We start from the raw sequence: 15073 nt of genomic DNA, 5'->3' as shown, positions 1-15073 counted from the left end.
GGGGCCTGACGGGTTCGGGCCATTGCCCCGCCGCGCAGTTCGCCCTAGAAGGCAGCCAACGCGCATCACGGAGGTCGCTTGCAATGGGTTTCAAAATGGGAATCGTGGGTCTGCCCAATGTTGGGAAATCCACGCTGTTCAACGCCTTGACCAAAACCGCAGCCGCACAGGCCGCGAATTTCCCCTTTTGCACCATCGAGCCGAATGTGGGCGATGTAGCCGTGCCTGACCCACGCCTAGAGAAATTGGCCGCGATAGCAGGCTCAAAACAGATCATTCCAACCCGCATGACCTTTGTCGATATTGCGGGCCTCGTGCGCGGGGCCTCTAAGGGCGAGGGGTTGGGCAACCAATTCCTAGCCAATATCCGCGAGACTGATGCCATCGCCCAAGTGTTGCGCTGCTTCATTGATGATGATGTGACCCATGTGGAAGGCCGCGTTGACCCCGTGGCCGATGCTGAGACCATCGAAACCGAACTGATGCTCGCTGATCTCGAAAGCATCGAGAAACGCCTGCAAAACCTGACCCGCAAAGTGCGCGGTGGCGACAAAGAGGCGGTGCAACAAGAGCGCCTTTTGAAAGAGGCGCAGGCGATGCTAGAGCAGGGCAAACCCGCCCGCATGGTTGAGGTGGCCGAGGATGACGCGAAAGCGTGGAAGATGTTGCAACTGCTGACCACCAAGCCCGTGCTATATGTTTGCAATGTGGACGAGGCCTCTGCCGCCACAGGCAATGACCTCTCCGCGCGGGTTGAGGAGATGGCCAAGGCGCAAGGGGCGGCTTCGGTCGTTATCTCAGCCGCGATTGAGGAAGAAATCAGCCAATTGCCCGCCGAGGATGCTGCCGTGTTCTTGGGCGAAATGGGTCTAGAGGAGGCAGGTCTCGACCGCCTTATTCGCGCGGGCTATGACCTTCTGGCATTGGAAACCTATTTCACCGTTGGCCCGAAAGAGGCCCGCGCATGGACGATCCGCCACGGCACTGCCGCGCCACAAGCCGCGGGCGTGATCCATGGCGATTTCGAGCGCGGCTTCATCCGCGCCGAAACCATCGCCTATGAGGATTACGTCACCTTGGGCGGCGAGGTTGCGGCCAAGGACGCAGGCAAAATGCGGGTCGAAGGCAAAAGCTATATCGTCAAAGATGGCGATGTGCTGCATTTCCTCTTCAACGCCTAATCCCGCCGCGCTACGTCCGTGACCCCTGCGGCGGCGATGGCAAGGACGATCCAGCCGAGAATTGTCAAAATCGGCTTGGCGACCCAAAGGAACTGGCCCGCAAATCCCAGATTGGTTGAAGGTGTCCAAGCCTGTGTCTGACCCAAATCAAGGATCGGCACGACCAAATCCAAACCCCAAACAAGGCTGCAGAAACTTTCCCAAGACTGCCCTTCGGGTGTCTCGCCCCACGCAATCGCGGGGTGATCGGGCTCATACACCACTGCCCAATTTTCGGATGTCAGGATCACATCGGAATTCGGCACCATATCGCCTGCTTCCCACGCACAATGGGCAAGGGCGGCGGCTATCAGCCCGAACACAGGAAGCAACAAAACGGCCTTCTCCCGACGGTGGCCATAGCCGAAGAAAAGGCGCGAGATGAAGCTGACATAGGCGCGCAAATCCGCGCCAAGACTGGCCCATGCTTTTGTCCATGTGCCGTCCAAAGACTGATACGCCCGCGTCCATTCCTCAGCGGCGATTTTCCGATCCCGCGCCACCAAAACATCCCGCGCCCCACGCTCATGCCCCATATTGCGCAGGACTTTGGCGAGTTGGGTATAGGGTTGGGGGAAGAATTCATTCCGCAATCGATCCCCACGCGCCAGCCACGCAAGCCGCGCCTTGCTATCTGTCGGCGCGCCACTGATCCGATCATAGGTGAACCCGTTAAGGATCACGCGCGCGTCTTCGGGCCATGACTTGAGATCATCGCATAAAGTGCCCACATTAGCGCCACTTAGGTCTATGATCCCATTATCACAGGAAAACTCATGTAAAATAAACGTATTTCGGCAATGGGTATCCTGCATGTTCAGAGCGTAGCATTTACTTTTTACTTTTAGTTTTACCAGTGAAAGCTGCCCTGATATGTCAGCTCCGATCAGCCGAATTTCACCATTGATATTTACATTAGGACCTATAATTAAATCATTTCTAACTGCCGCTTTTTGAAGATTTATGGCGCGTCCATCATAGTGATCAACCCACAGGTTGCTGAAGCCAAGCTGTCCCTCAATAGCCGAGGTTGCGAATGATATTTCCTTATCGGTGCTTACATTGTTGACGATAGCACCCATGCCCAATTGAGCAGATTGGAAGTTGAGCGCATAACTTTGGGATTGGTATATCTCTTGATTATCTACAGATGTTTGACCTTCAATCTTCGCTGCACTGAAGTCGACCTCGCCCAATATTATTGATCCGTCCCCCAAACGAACGTTTGATGTGATCCGCGATCCGCTAGCATTGATCGCTTTTTTATTTGGGTTGTGAATATTGGCTGTCTGAAATTCAAGTGTTCCGCGAATAGTTGATCGGGCTAGGTTGACCTCGCCATGTGAGAAGAACCCGTGATGAAAAAATGCCCCGCTTCCGATTGAAACACCTTCACCAGCCACTGCAACACCCGTGTCGGAAACTATCCTTGTTCCAGCGAAAGCAAGTTGGCCCCCGATTGTGGCGGCGGATATCGACACCTGGCCGTTGATGGATGCACTCGTGATAAAAAGATTACCTCTTATGCGTGCCCCCTGTCCCATAAAGTAAAGGAACTCAGACCCACTCAAATTCAGTGCCTCAAAAGTGGCCTCAAAAGCGTCTATGCCGTTGTCCAATCGGCAATTGAACAAACCTGTCAGGCCCTTGGCGCGGCACATCAAAAGGTTGAGAACGCCGCTGATATAGGCTCCTTCCAGATGCACCCCGATATCCGTGGTCGGCTGGTCGCGCAGGCCGCCTGTGATCAGCGCCTTGAGGATGGGTGCGCGGATTTCGCGGTCTTCGGATGCCTTATCAGGCCTGTTTTCGCCAAGAACGCATGGCTGCCCTGCAAGGCACGCCTCGATCAACTTCACCTCAGCGGGCGTCAGCTCGCCCCCGACCAAATCTTCCCAAGCCTTCACAAGCGATACCCCGATAAAACCCAGTTTAGCAGGATCAGCTTATGTCTGTCGCCACGCACGCGGCAAGGGCTTTGCCCATACCCCATCGCATTTCACGCGATTTCCCCCCTTGCCCCTGCGCGCCCATGTCGTTAGACGGGTCGGCGGAGACGTGGCCGAGTGGTCGAAGGCGCTCCCCTGCTAAGGGAGTAGACGGGAAACCGTCTCGTGGGTTCGAATCCCATCGTCTCCGCCACAAACCATTCGCGAACCCGAGACGAGGCCCCAGCGCGGGCCTTTTTTCTTTTTGTTTCAAAGGGGTTTAGCGGAGCCATCCGACTTTCGGAGATTGGCCGTTGGCCCGAAATTGGTCTCCGAACGCCCCGCGTCTCCTTTCACCCGCCCTTCACCCAAATCGAGACGCATTCAAAAAGGCACGCCTTTTCAAGTGCTTGCGAAAAATGGATTACGCCGCAGTTGAGGTGTGTTCGACCGCTGTCGAAACGGTCAGAGACACCCGAAGGCGGCGTGATTGAGCGGGGTAGTGAGAAAGCCTTAGCAGGTTGGGCCACAACCAGGTCGGGCGACGATGCTCCCGGGACAGCGGTCACCGGATCCTGGACCAGTCATTCGCTGCAGCTTGCAGCAACGACCGAGATGCGGGACATTGCAAACATTCATGCCGTTGCCCTGAATGTCTCCTTTACAAAACGGCCACTACAAGAGAGATCCCAAATCTGACCCGACGCTTGGATAGGCGGCTGTCATCGACTTGAGCTGCTTGGCCGTCAGTTGCAATTTGATCGCCAACCCGAAGAAGTTGATCAACTCCCCATACTCTGGCCCGAACAGGTGTGCGCCGAGTATCTTGCTGCTCGACTTATCCACCAACACCTTTGCAGCAGCGGATTTTTCACCGATCCGATAATTCGAGTACCAGCCACCCGTGTCAGTGAAACGAACATCGACATCGTGACCGGCCTCCTTGGCCTCAGCCTCCAACATTCCGACGCGGGCCAGTTCAGGCACAGTGAACACTGCTGTCGGGATGCCTCCGTAGTCCGGCGCGGTCTGGGTATTCTTGAGCATGTTCGAGGCCGCGACTTTGCCCTCGATCACGGCAACAGGCGTCAGCGGCATTCCCTTGGTATCGGCGGAATCCCCGGCGGCGAAGACTGCGCTGTTGGTCGTGCTTTGCAGGTGGGGTGCCACGATGATGCCCTTGTCGCCATACGCGACACCGGCGGCCTCAAGGTTCAAATCGGCAAGGGCGGCGATGCGGCCCGCACCGTGTACGACCAGATCGGTCTCGATGGTCGCTGTGTTTTCGCCTGTCTTCACTTCAACGGCAAAACCCGCACCGGATGCGGTTATCGAGACGATCTCGGTTTCGCGTTGCAAGTCCACACCGACAATTGCGCTGCGCTCGATGAGCATCTCGACCAGATCGGGGTCAAAGGAGTTCAGCGGTCTTGCGCCCCGATCCACAATGACCGGCGCGGAACCTGCCCGCGCAGCAATGTGCGCGAACTCGAAGGACACGAACCCACCCCCGACAAACAGGATACGTTTGGGCAAGGCTTCGAGGTTGAGAAAATCCGTGCTGTCGATCATCAGATCGGCACCCGCGAAGGTGACAGGTTTCGGGATCGCTCCGGCAGCGACAAGGAAGCGCTGCGACTGATAGCGCTGCCCGTCAACTTCGAGCGTATCAGCATCGGTGAACCGCGCGGCACCGTGCAGCGTCTCGACGCCGTTTCCGATCAGACCCTTCTCCATCTTGTCCGGCACCGGGTCGGTAAAGCCGCGCTTGTGGGCCATCAGATCCGACCAGTTGATCTTCAGCCCGCTGGGATCGATCCCTTTGCCGTCCATCAGCCGTGCGGCATCGACGATTTCAGCGCCACGCCGCAGGATTTTCTTGGGGTCGCAGCCCCGCAAGGCGCAGGTGCCGCCGTAGGGCAGCGCATCCACGATGGCCACGCGCCAGTCTGCCGCACCGCATTTGTTCGCTGCCGCAACACCGGCCATACCCGCCCCGATAACGATCAGGTCATACGTTTCACTCATATCTTGGTCCTCAATTTATCGTCTTACCCTGCACAACAGCTGAGCTTTGCCACGTCCATATCGAAAGTCTGGGCTGCAAGCTTGAGGCCCTCGACGGTCGTCAGATAGGGAAAGATCGTTGCGCCGAGGTCTTTGGTCGTCATACCGAACTTCAACGCCATGACCAGCGTCTGGATCGTGTCGGACCCTTTGGGCGCGATGATCTGGCCACCCAGCAGCTTATCTGTAGCCCGATCCGCCACAAGCTTGATCAAACCACGTGTGTCGCGGGCGGCCAAAGCGCGCGGCACCTGATCAAGCGGCACAACCGATGTCTTCACGTCGAACCCTGCGTCCCGCGCCTGTTGTTCGCTCAGCCCGACACCCGCGACCTGCGGATCGGAGAACACGACCCAGGGCATGTCAGAATTGTCATAGCGCTGATCATCGCCCAGAATGGCGTTCTTCACAGCCAATTTTGCCCCGTAGGCTGCCATATAGACGAACTGGTCGCGGTCTGTAACGTCGCCCGCCGCATAGATGCCTGGCACCGACGTCTGCATGTCGTCGCCGATGACGATGGACCCGCGCGCGTCGGTTTTCACGCCGACCTCGTCGAGACCCATACCGTCGGTATTGGCACGCCGACCTGCGGTCGAAACAATATGATCCGCCGTGACCTCGACAGGCTCGCCGCCCTGCATAACCCGCAAGGTCACGCCCGACGCGTCACGTCTGACGTTCACATAACTTAGGCCGGTCAGCAGGGTGATCCCCTCGGCGGCAAAAGCATCGGTCAAAGCCTCGGACACTTCCGGTTCGGCACCGGGAAGCAGGTGTGACCGTGTCACCAGCGTGACCTTCACGCCCATCCGGCTCATCATCTGCGCCAGTTCCGCTCCGATGTAGCCCGCCCCGATAAAAATCAGGCTTTCCGGCAGAGTTTCAAGTTCCAGCAAGCTGGTACTATCGAGGGCACCGATATCCTCAATTCCATCAATCGTCGGTAGGACCGGATGACCGCCGGTCGCGATGATCAGTTTCGCTGCGGTCAGGGTGCGACCGCCGACAATGACGCCACCCTCGATCAGTTTCGCGGGACCATCATCGATATAATCTACTCCGGCATATTCCGGCAAAAGGTCGGCGTATTTCTTCTGACGCAGGGTCGCCACCAGATCGTCCTTGGACTGGATCAGCGTGCGCCAGTCATCGACCTGCGCATGCCCGGACACACCGGGGAACCGCTTGGCCGCGTGTGCGCCGTGGATCGCCTCTGCCGCGCGGATCATCGCCTTGGACGGCACACAGCCGACGTTCACGCAGGTGCCGCCGATGGTGCCATGTCCGACAAGTGCTACACGTTTTCCCGCATCAGCAGCCGTGATCGCGGCGGAGAACCCTGCCGATCCGGCCCCTATGGCGATCAGGTCATAGCCGCCGTTTCCGTCGTCATTTTTGTTGATATCTTTCATTTCAGTGTGCCTCGTCCAAATTGGAGTTCTTTCGTTTGGCAACGATCAAATAAATGATCGCACCAATGGCTATGAGCGGTGTCAGCATGCCAAGCATTCCGAAGAACATGCCAATCGCTGTGCAAGATCCCATCATCAGTGTGTCGCTCCCTTGGTTTTCATTTGATTGAGGAAAAAGGCGTAGACGCCGACAGCCACGAAAGCGCCGACCGTAATCCGCAGCGCGAAACGGAACTCTATCCAGATGATGAGGATCGACAGAGCAGCGGCAATCGCCGTCGCCCAGAGTTTCGGGTTGGGCCCCACGTGCCCGGCGCGCAGCCAGAGCGCTTGCGCCACGACGGCAAGGCAAAAGAACAGCAGGGGAAACAGCGCGTAGTCGAGCCAGCCGGTGAAGGCTGACAGGCCGACACCGGCTACGACGACGACAAGGAGCGGTGTGAAGCAGCACAGGGCCGCAAAGACTGCGCCGCCCAGCCCCCATTTCAGCAAGCGGTCGGGGTTCTCAATGTTTTGGGTCAAGGTGCGGTCTTTCTTTCTGAAGAATTATTGAAAATCGAGGCGCGGCGTCTGGCGGACCGCCGGAATTCACGAACGACAAGGAAGGCGAGCGCCACAACCAGTGTGACGGCTATCCAGCCAAGCCCCGACATCCACGCTGCGAGGCCGCCGAACGCCGCAGCAAGAAGAGCTGTGCCGCCACCGTAGCACACGATCACGACCGGAGCCGCAACTCCGAAAGCCAGTAGCCCGCCCATCAAGTTGTCACGCATTGCGAACTTCCCGGTGGTTAGGACGCCGTGTCCGGCAGAGCCTGGGCGGGATAGCCATTTGCCGCCACAGCATCGATGATGTTTTCCACGCTGGTTTCAGCATCGTCGAAGGTGACACTGTAAACGCCCTGTCCATACTCGGGACCGTCAACGAAGTCGTCGATCTGGACCGATGGAACGCCGCGCATCGAACTAGCAACGATAAACGAACAGGAGGGGCAGGTCAGTTCGCCGACCGCAATCTCGACGGTGCGCTCTTCGGCAAAAGCCGCAGGGGCAAATGCAGCAATGGCCAGCGTTGACGATAACAGTATGTGTTTCATGATTTTGTTCCTTGTTCAGAATTTGAGAATGAAGGGCGTGATGTAGGGAAAGGCCATCGCTATCGCGACGATTGCGGCGGCGGTCCAAAGTGTCACCCGCATCACCGTACGGTTGATCGGGCGGGCACAAGAGCCATCGGCGCAGGCTTCCGGGTTCACCGGCTTGTACGCCTTATAGAACCCGTACCCGAGAAACGTGGCACTCAGCGCGAACGTGTACCATTTATAGGCATAGAGCGCCCCAAGCTGAGCGATGAAGACGCCAGTCACGCCGAAACTGACCAGCACAAGAGGCAGAATGCAGCACGAGGTCATCGCCAATGCGCCGAGAACACCAAATCCGGTCGCACCCCAACCTTTAGCAGTGTCATCGTCGATCTGACGCATTTGGTCGGTGTTCTCGTCTGAAATACTATGCTCCATCGAATCGCCCTTGTTCTGTTCTTTCCACCGTTCTACGGTCTGTAGTTGATACAGGCTCAAGAGGTTTTTGCCGAAAATGGATAACAGAAGCGTGAAAGCACTCCGGCGCGTCGATCTGGCACGCGCCACTGGCTGCAACCTTGAAACCATACGCTATTATGAAACGGTCGGCATCATGCCGGACCCACCGCGCACCGCGAAAGGGTATCGATGCTATGATGATATACATGTCAGACGGTTGAAATTCGTCATGCGGTCCCGCGATCTCGGGTTCTCCCTGGAAGAAATTCGCGGGCTACTCGGGTTGGTTGATGACCGGGCTCAAACCTGCGCTCAAGTCCAGACCGTTGCCGAGACGCATCTTGAAGATGTGCAGGCGAAAATTGCCGACCTCACGCGGATCGAACGTGTCCTGTCGGAAACCGTCGCCCGATGCACCGGTGATGCCGCGCCGGAATGTGCGGTGATCGACGCGCTTTTAGAAGCATAACCCAACTACAATTCTGGGGTGCCAAATCGTTGGTAGCGCAAGAACAGCCATTCGCCGCTTCGCAGAAAAACGGTAGTTTGGGCTCTCAAGAGCCATTAGCTGCAGAAGGCACGAACGTCGGCTCTATGTGAAATGGGTGCCTCCCCTACCATTTCCAGGCCAGACGCCCGCCGTCAGTCGAATGTGCGCCCCACTTGCTCTCCCCAAGCATCTCCAGCCAGAAAACACAAATCGTACAGGCTGACCGTCGACGCCTCGCGCCCGCAGGTCAGGCGCTTCAGCACCTCGGGCGCGAGGTATGCCAGTCGCAGCTGACGGCTGACATGACGTTCAGCTAATCCCACCGCCTCAGCCAGTTCCTGGATTGTCGCGAACTCACCTGCCTCCATGCGCCGCCGCCAGCCCCATGCCCGCCCAATGGCGCGCAGGATATGCGGGTCCTGCGTTTGGTCCTCGCTCGGCAGATAGTCGGCGGGCGGCAGGATTTTTGGTCGACCGTTCTTCTTGCCAACCTTCAACGGGATCAAGACGCGGATCGTGTCATCGGCATTGGTCATTCGGCTGCCTCCAGACTACGCGGCGCGACCATCTCACGGATGACGCCTGCGATCCCCTCGCGCCTGATGTCGACCTCAAGCCCTGCTGCGGTGACGGTGACACGCCGCACCAGCAACTGAATGATCCTTGCCTGCTCGGCCGGGAACAGTTGCGCCCAGAGCGCGCTGAATTCATGCAATGCCGCGACGGCGTCCGCCTCCGAAACTGCGTTATCCTGTTGCTTCAGGGCCGCCAGCACCTGCGTGACAACCTCTGGCGTTTGCAGGATGCGGCGGACCTCGGTCACGACAGCATCCTCCACCATTCCTGCCGCCAGCCGCATCGGGGCGGTTTCTTCGCCGGTCTCGCGGTTCCGGATCACGTCCATCGAAACATAGTATCGATAAAGCTTCGCGCCTTTTTTCGTGCTGGTAGGCGTCATGGCTGCGCCGGTGTCGCTGAAGATCAACCCTTTCAGGAGTGCGGGTGTCCTGGATCTGCTGTTGTTGGCTCGTTTGCGCGGACTTTCCTTGAGGATTGCGTGGACTTGATCCCAAAGCGCTTCGTCGATGATGGCGTCATGCTCGCCTGGGTAGGCCTTGCCCTTGTGGACGGCCTCACCGCGATAAACACGGTTATTCAGGAGCCGGTAGAGGTAGCCTTTATCGATCAGCGTTCCCTGCTTGTTGCGGAAACCATCACCACGTAGTTCCCGCGCCAGCACAGTGGCGGAGCCGAGCTCAACAAACCGTTCGAAGATGCGTCGGACCGATGAGGCCTCTGCGTCGTTCACCAACAGTTTGCGATCCTGCACATCGTAGCCGAGCGGCACGTAGCCTCCCATCCAGATCCCGCGCTTGCGCGATGCTGCCACCTTATCGCGGATGCGCTCACCGATGACCTCGCGCTCGAACTGGGCGAAGGAGAGCAGGATGTTCAGCGTCAGCCGCCCCATCGACGTGGTGGTGTTGAACGACTGCGTGACCGACACGAAGGTGACGCCATTGCGGTCGAAAACCTCGACCAGCTTGGAGAAATCCATCAGCGATCGCGACAGGCGGTCGATTTTGTAAACGACCACGACATCGACCAGACCATCGTCGATGTCGGCTAGCAATTGCTTCAGCCCGGGGCGTTCAAGGTTGCCGCCAGAAAAACCGCCATCGTCATAGCGGTCGCGGGTGGCCACCCATCCCTCGGACTTCTGACTGGCGATATAAGCCTCGCAGGCCTCTCGCTGGGCGTCGAGGGTATTGAACTCCATGTCGAGCCCTTCTTCCGTCGACTTACGGGTGTAGATGGCGCAGCGCAGGCGGCGGTTTGGACGGGCGGTGATGTCCATCATGCTTCCTCCTGCTTGCGTTCACGTAGACCGAAAAAGCGATACCCATTCCAGCGCGTTCCGGTGATTGCGCGGGCCACCGCCGAGAGTGATTTGTATTTGCGGCCTTGCCAGTCAAAGCCGTCCTTCAGCACTGTGACGGTATGCTCGGTGCCGTCCCATTCGCGCAGGAGTTTCGTTCCGGCCACAGGATTGCGGGGATCGGCGATCTGATGTTTGCGGCGGGCATGGCCTTCAACCTCGTCTGCCAGCAGATCCAGCATGCGGCGGGTTTCCCGATCTGGGCCGCCGTAGGTCAGCTCCTGGATCCGATAGGCGATCCGAAGTTCAAGAAATGCCCGGCTGTTGTTCGGCGCCGAAGTGCCAATCAGCTTCTCCCATTGGGCTTTGAGTTCCTTGACCGACATCGCTTTCAGGGCGGCCATGCGCGACAATGCCGTCTGATCCAAACTAGGATTTTGCCCCGGCAGTGTTGGGGTTATCTTATTGTGATGTTTCATCAATTCCTCCGATGCGGATGCGTTTTGCACGACGACCACCGCTCTTTCGGGGCGAGAAGTCCACGAAACTGTCTCCGTCCTCAGAAAATAAATCGCTGGACTGTTCGACGTTCAGCCGAACCACAGCAGCAGCGAGGATGCGGCCAATTTCTTCGAGGCGCGCGTCTGCTGACATGCGTTCGGGGCATAGAGGATTGGGACCCGAAATCGGGCCTGATGTGTTATTGGGCATGGCGACTTTTCGCGATTGAGATGATGCCCAAAAGGTATCTCAAAATCTTTAAAATACAAGCAAATCAATACTTTGAGGACGGGTTCGGCATGCGCGTAGATCCGCGTATCTCTACGTAATGAACATGCGAGTGCGCGGAGTGCCGATCGTTGTCGCTGAGCCGAATCAGCCTGTCCGACCGTCCATGAATTTGTCGAACGTATCGACGGTCTGCTCTTCTTCCAGCTCGGCCACCTCCCACCGTGAGGGCGCGCGGTCGGGATAAAGCAGCAGCGAGATCGTCATCTGGTCGTTGCGGGGCGAGAATACCGTCATTTCATGGACGGGTTCAGATCCCAACCAGACACCTGCCGGGTGGAGGTGACCATGGCGACCAGTATCCCAGTCCACCTCCTGCGCGGCCAAGGAGGCGGCTGGCATCTCGGTCACGGTTTGCCGCGCCCTGTAGAAGACGCCAGATTTCAGCAAAGGCTCGCTGGACCATGCCCAGTCGATGAAGCCTTCTTTGCCAACCACGATCATCGCCCGCTTGTCGGTGATGGTCATCCATTTCAGGATCGCTGCCGTCAGTGACACGGCGTAGCGGTCGGCCAAATCAGTCATCAGATCGATATCGCTGGCCCGCCCTTTGATCTGCTCACGAAAATCATCCAGCGGCATCAAAAGGTAGGAGGCGAATGTGTTTGCCTCCCCTTCGATCTTATTCCGCCCCTCATCCCAGTCAGCCATGTTGCGATTGGTGCATTCGAGACCGTTGGGATTGGTCTGACGGTGCAGCAGGTAATGGCCCAGTTCATGGGCCAACGTGAAGTTCTGCCGTCCCGGCGAACGGATCGTATCGTTATAGATGATGCCCCATTCGCCGGACCCATCTTGGCGCGGCATCAACATGCCTTCGACGCCCTTGGAGAGGTCCAGACCGCCGACCATAGTTATCGGTGCATCCGGAAATACCTGTCGAGAGACATCCTGTGCCAGCGCGGCCACATCGATTGGAAACCGCGGTAATCCATGGGCTGCCTGATGCAGCGACAGAATTTGGGTTAGGCGGATTGCCCAACCTTGTGGGGTCGTGGGCAGGCTCAATCCTTCTTTCCCCACATATCGATCATCTGGTTGATCTTCGCTTGATCGTCAGGGTCGAGCTTGCTGAATTTGCGGAAGAAGGCCTCCTTCAACACCTCATCACCGGGTTCTGCGCTTTCGTCGAGGAGGTAATCAGTGGTGACCTCTAGGGCCTGTGCGATGCGGGTCAGCTTTTCGCCGGAAGGCTTACGGGCGTCGCGGTTTTCCAATTCCCAAATGTAACTCTTGCTCGAGTCGGTCAATTCCGCGAGCTTATCGAGGGAGTATCCCTTCTCCTGGCGGTGGCGCTTGATCTTGGCGCCGAGGGACGTGGTCATAGTATCATCCTTGTTTTCCTTGGTTGTAGGAAGCTTGTTCGGTATGCCGAACAAAATCGTTCCGCGCAAGTAGACTTGGCGGTTTGTTCGGTATATATCGAACAACATCGTATTGCTTCACGCCGATTCTTCCATCCTCCTCGCCAGAAAGGGCTCCTATGACTGCTATCGCCTCCTTCCTTCGCAAGACCCCCGTAACACGGTTGCATGACTATTTTACCGGCTCCGCCACTTACACATTGCGAACCCTCTCCACCAAGCTGACACTGCCTGCCCTGCGCTTAAGTGTATGAAGGTGCAAGATAATATCGTTCTTCCGTCAATTCGTCCTCCTGATCATTCATGGCCATTACTACCGTGACCGTAGAGGTTGGCGTTGGTGTGGGCGTTCCTTTCATTCTCGAATTCGAGGCTGGAATGAGCGATGCCGAAGCGTTCGCTCAGTCGTGCTTTGATCTTGCCCTTGATGGCCTCAATTCTCGTCCATCCATCTTCGGCGACGACCACGTGGCAGTCGAGCGCCGCCTCGTGTTCCTGCATCTGCCATAGGTGCACGCGGTGGACATCCGTAACGCCGTCCACGTCCCGCATCGCGGCGATCACGGCCGAGTTGTCGATATCCGGCGGGCTGCCCAGCATCAGTGTCCGGATCGGGCCGCCGATCTCGGTCAGTGCGAGATACAGTATGTACAGCGCGATTCCGATGGTGGTTGCGGGATCGACCCAGCGCAGGTCGTAGAGAATGATCAGCGTGCCGCCGACGATCACGGCGACCGAGGCTAGCGCATCCGAGAGGTTGTGCAGGAAGAGCGCGCAGATGTTCACGCTGCCCTTCTGCATGGACCAGGTGAGCGCCGCAGTCAGAGCGTCGACCACGAGCGCCACGCCGCCGAGGATCACGACGGTCCAACCCTGAATCTCGGGCGGATCGATAATGCGCATACCGCCCTCGTAGATCAGATAAACGCCGACGAGGATGAGTGTCGTGTAGTTGATCAGTGCCGCGACAATCTCGATCCGGCCGTATCCGAAGGTCATCCGCTCGTCCGCAGGCCTCCGCGCGATCTTGCGCGCTGCGAAAGCGATCACCAGCGACGCCATATCCGAGAAGTTGTGCAGCTCATCCGCGATCAGCGCGAGACTGCCCGAAACGATCCCGCCTGCGATCTGCGCGACGGTCAGAAGGGCGTTCGCTGGCTCTGATGATGTGACCGCCCCCCGACGGCATCGATGTGCCAAGGTGGGTCTGCGAGGATCCACATAGGAGGACGGTCATGTTTGAGATTACCACGGTCGGGCTCGACCTTGCGAAGAATGTGTTTCAGGCGCATGGCGCTGATGTTTCGGGGCGGGTAGTTCTGCGCAAGAAGCTGAGACGGGATCAGGTTCTGGCCTTCTTCAGTCAGCTGCGACCCTGCGTCGTTGCCATGGAAGCATGTGGGGGCGCCCACTTCTGGGGCCGCGAGATCGGGAAGCTCGGGCATGAGGTGCGGTTGATCCCGCCCGCCTATGTCAAGCCGTTCGTCAAGCGGCAGAAGAACGACGCAGCCGATGCCGAGGCGATCTGCGAGGCTGCCCAGCGTCCCACGATGCGGTTCGTGCCTGTGAAGAGTGAAGAGACACAGGGGGCTGCGATGGTCTTCCGGATCCGCGAGCTGCTGATCCGGCAGCGCACGCAGATGATCAACGCGCTGCGCAGCCATATGGGCGAGTTCGGGCAGACCGTGCCGCAAGGCGCAGCCAACACCGCGCGGCTGATCTCCATCGTGGAGGACCTGGAAAGCGGATTGCCCGCCGATGCCACCGCGACCTTGAAGGTTCTGGTCGGTGCCCTCACCCATGTGGAGACGGAGATCAGCAAGCTTGATGCCGAGATCGCCCGGCGTGCCAAAGAGAACGAAATTGCGCGCCGGTTGATGACGGTGCCCGGCATCGGTCCCTTGATCGCCACGGCCATCGCCGTCTTGGCTCCGCCGCCGGAGACATTCCGCAAGGCGCGCGACTTCGCCGCGTGGCTCGGCCTGACGCCGAGACAGCATTCCACCGGCGGCAAGCAGAGGCTCGGGGCTACGACGAAGATGGGTGAGCGATCCCTCAGACGGCTGCTGATCATTGGAGCCAACAGCGTCATCATCGAACGGCATGTCCATGCCGCGGCCCAGCCCGGCACTTGGCTGGGAGAGATGCTCAAGCGCAAGCCACCGATTCTGGTTCGAGTGGCCCTCGCGAACAAGATGGCGCGGATCGTCTGGGCCTTGATGGCCAAGGGCGGCGTCTACCGGTCTCCGGCCGCGGCGGCATAAGCCGGTCGTCGGTCGCGAGGACGTCGGAGCGAAAGAGGGCAAGGACAAGTTTGGCGCAACGGTCGTGAGACGGGATCGGGAAACCCAGGGTGCAACAGAGTGCCTTCGAGCACGCGG

General features: G+C 58.3%; 17 protein-coding genes and 1 tRNA gene. 4 read left to right on the top strand and 14 right to left on the bottom strand.

What is annotated here, in order from left to right:
* Window positions 1–83 precede the first annotated feature (83 nt).
* Window positions 84–1181: a redox-regulated ATPase YchF gene (gene ychF, locus I3V23_06600; GenBank protein QPI84301.1), complete on the top strand. Its 1098-nt coding sequence runs from the start codon at window positions 84–86 to the stop codon at window positions 1179–1181.
* Here the strand turns inward: ychF and I3V23_06595 are convergent.
* Window positions 1178–1951: a hypothetical protein gene (locus I3V23_06595; protein QPI84300.1), complete on the bottom strand. Its 774-nt coding sequence runs from the start codon at window positions 1949–1951 to the stop codon at window positions 1178–1180. The genes ychF and I3V23_06595 overlap by 4 nt on opposite strands.
* Window positions 1952–3272: 1321 nt before the next feature.
* On the opposite strand from I3V23_06595, the gene I3V23_06590 reads away from it, so the two are divergent.
* Window positions 3273–3362: transfer RNA gene (locus tag I3V23_06590), tRNA-Ser, on the top strand.
* A 461-nt stretch (window positions 3363–3823) separates the two neighbouring features.
* Here the strand turns inward: I3V23_06590 and I3V23_06585 are convergent.
* The 6 genes from I3V23_06585 to I3V23_06560 all read right to left on the bottom strand — a co-directional run bounded on the left by I3V23_06585 (window position 3824) and on the right by I3V23_06560 (window position 8113).
* The gene (locus I3V23_06585) at window positions 3824–5176 is read right to left on the bottom strand and encodes an NAD(P)/FAD-dependent oxidoreductase (protein ID QPI84299.1); all 1353 of its coding nucleotides are present in this window, start codon (window positions 5174–5176) and stop codon (window positions 3824–3826) included.
* A gap of 23 nt (window positions 5177–5199) precedes the next feature.
* Complete coding sequence (merA, locus tag I3V23_06580; protein ID QPI84298.1) at window positions 5200–6630, bottom strand: mercury(II) reductase; 1431 nt, start codon at window positions 6628–6630, stop codon at window positions 5200–5202.
* Between the two features lie 135 nt (window positions 6631–6765).
* Entirely contained in the window at window positions 6766–7152 is a 387-nt protein-coding gene (gene merF, locus I3V23_06575) for a mercury resistance system transport protein MerF (protein QPI84297.1), read from the bottom strand.
* Window positions 7149–7403 (bottom strand): hypothetical protein, encoded by a 255-nt coding sequence (locus I3V23_06570; GenBank protein QPI84296.1) that lies wholly within the window; start codon window positions 7401–7403, stop codon window positions 7149–7151. Before I3V23_06570 ends, merF begins: the two co-directional genes overlap by 4 nt.
* Before the next feature lie 17 nt (window positions 7404–7420).
* Window positions 7421–7726 (bottom strand): periplasmic mercury ion-binding protein, encoded by a 306-nt coding sequence (locus tag I3V23_06565; protein QPI84295.1) that lies wholly within the window; start codon window positions 7724–7726, stop codon window positions 7421–7423.
* A gap of 15 nt (window positions 7727–7741) precedes the next feature.
* The gene (locus I3V23_06560) at window positions 7742–8113 is read right to left on the bottom strand and encodes a mercury transporter (GenBank protein QPI86727.1); all 372 of its coding nucleotides are present in this window, start codon (window positions 8111–8113) and stop codon (window positions 7742–7744) included.
* A 112-nt stretch (window positions 8114–8225) separates the two neighbouring features.
* Here I3V23_06560 and I3V23_06555 point away from each other — a divergent pair, with 112 nt between their 5' ends.
* Window positions 8226–8639: a helix-turn-helix domain-containing protein gene (locus I3V23_06555; protein ID QPI84294.1), complete on the top strand. Its 414-nt coding sequence runs from the start codon at window positions 8226–8228 to the stop codon at window positions 8637–8639.
* Window positions 8640–8812: 173 nt separating this feature from the next.
* Here the strand turns inward: I3V23_06555 and I3V23_06550 are convergent, their stop codons facing one another.
* From I3V23_06550 to I3V23_06520, 7 genes are all read right to left on the bottom strand, one after another.
* Window positions 8813–9196 carry a hypothetical protein gene (locus I3V23_06550; GenBank protein QPI84293.1) on the bottom strand — a complete coding sequence of 128 codons (384 nt, stop codon included), beginning with the start codon at window positions 9194–9196 and terminating at the stop codon, window positions 8813–8815.
* Window positions 9193–10518 carry a recombinase family protein gene (locus I3V23_06545; GenBank protein QPI86726.1) on the bottom strand — a complete coding sequence of 442 codons (1326 nt, stop codon included), beginning with the start codon at window positions 10516–10518 and terminating at the stop codon, window positions 9193–9195. Before I3V23_06545 ends, I3V23_06550 begins: the two co-directional genes overlap by 4 nt.
* On the bottom strand, window positions 10518–11018 hold the full coding sequence (locus I3V23_06540; GenBank protein ID QPI84292.1) for a DUF2924 domain-containing protein: 501 nt from the start codon (window positions 11016–11018) through the stop codon (window positions 10518–10520). Before I3V23_06540 ends, I3V23_06545 begins: the two co-directional genes overlap by 1 nt.
* Entirely contained in the window at window positions 11002–11193 is a 192-nt protein-coding gene (locus I3V23_06535) for a hypothetical protein (GenBank protein QPI84291.1), read from the bottom strand. Before I3V23_06535 ends, I3V23_06540 begins: the two co-directional genes overlap by 17 nt.
* A 222-nt stretch (window positions 11194–11415) precedes the next feature.
* A complete protein-coding gene (locus tag I3V23_06530; GenBank protein QPI84290.1) occupies window positions 11416–12336 on the bottom strand; it encodes an ImmA/IrrE family metallo-endopeptidase in 921 nt (306 codons plus the stop codon).
* Window positions 12333–12653, bottom strand: a complete 321-nt coding sequence (locus I3V23_06525) for a helix-turn-helix transcriptional regulator (GenBank protein ID QPI84289.1) — start codon at window positions 12651–12653, stop codon at window positions 12333–12335. The genes I3V23_06530 and I3V23_06525 overlap by 4 nt, the downstream gene beginning before the upstream one ends.
* Before the next feature lie 336 nt (window positions 12654–12989).
* On the bottom strand, window positions 12990–13892 hold the full coding sequence (locus tag I3V23_06520; GenBank protein ID QPI86598.1) for a cation transporter: 903 nt from the start codon (window positions 13890–13892) through the stop codon (window positions 12990–12992).
* A gap of 35 nt (window positions 13893–13927) precedes the next feature.
* Between I3V23_06520 and I3V23_06515 the strand changes: the two genes are divergently transcribed.
* Entirely contained in the window at window positions 13928–14956 is a 1029-nt protein-coding gene (locus I3V23_06515; GenBank protein QPI86597.1) for an IS110 family transposase, read from the top strand.
* The last annotated feature ends 117 nt before the right edge of the window (window positions 14957–15073 follow it).

It is taken from the genome of Rhodobacterales bacterium HKCCA1288, assembly GCA_015693905.1.
Taxonomy (GTDB): domain Bacteria; phylum Pseudomonadota; class Alphaproteobacteria; order Rhodobacterales; family Rhodobacteraceae; genus M30B80.
The sequence above is the reverse complement of the archived record's forward strand: the minus strand, read 5'-3'. Positions and strand labels throughout refer to the sequence as shown.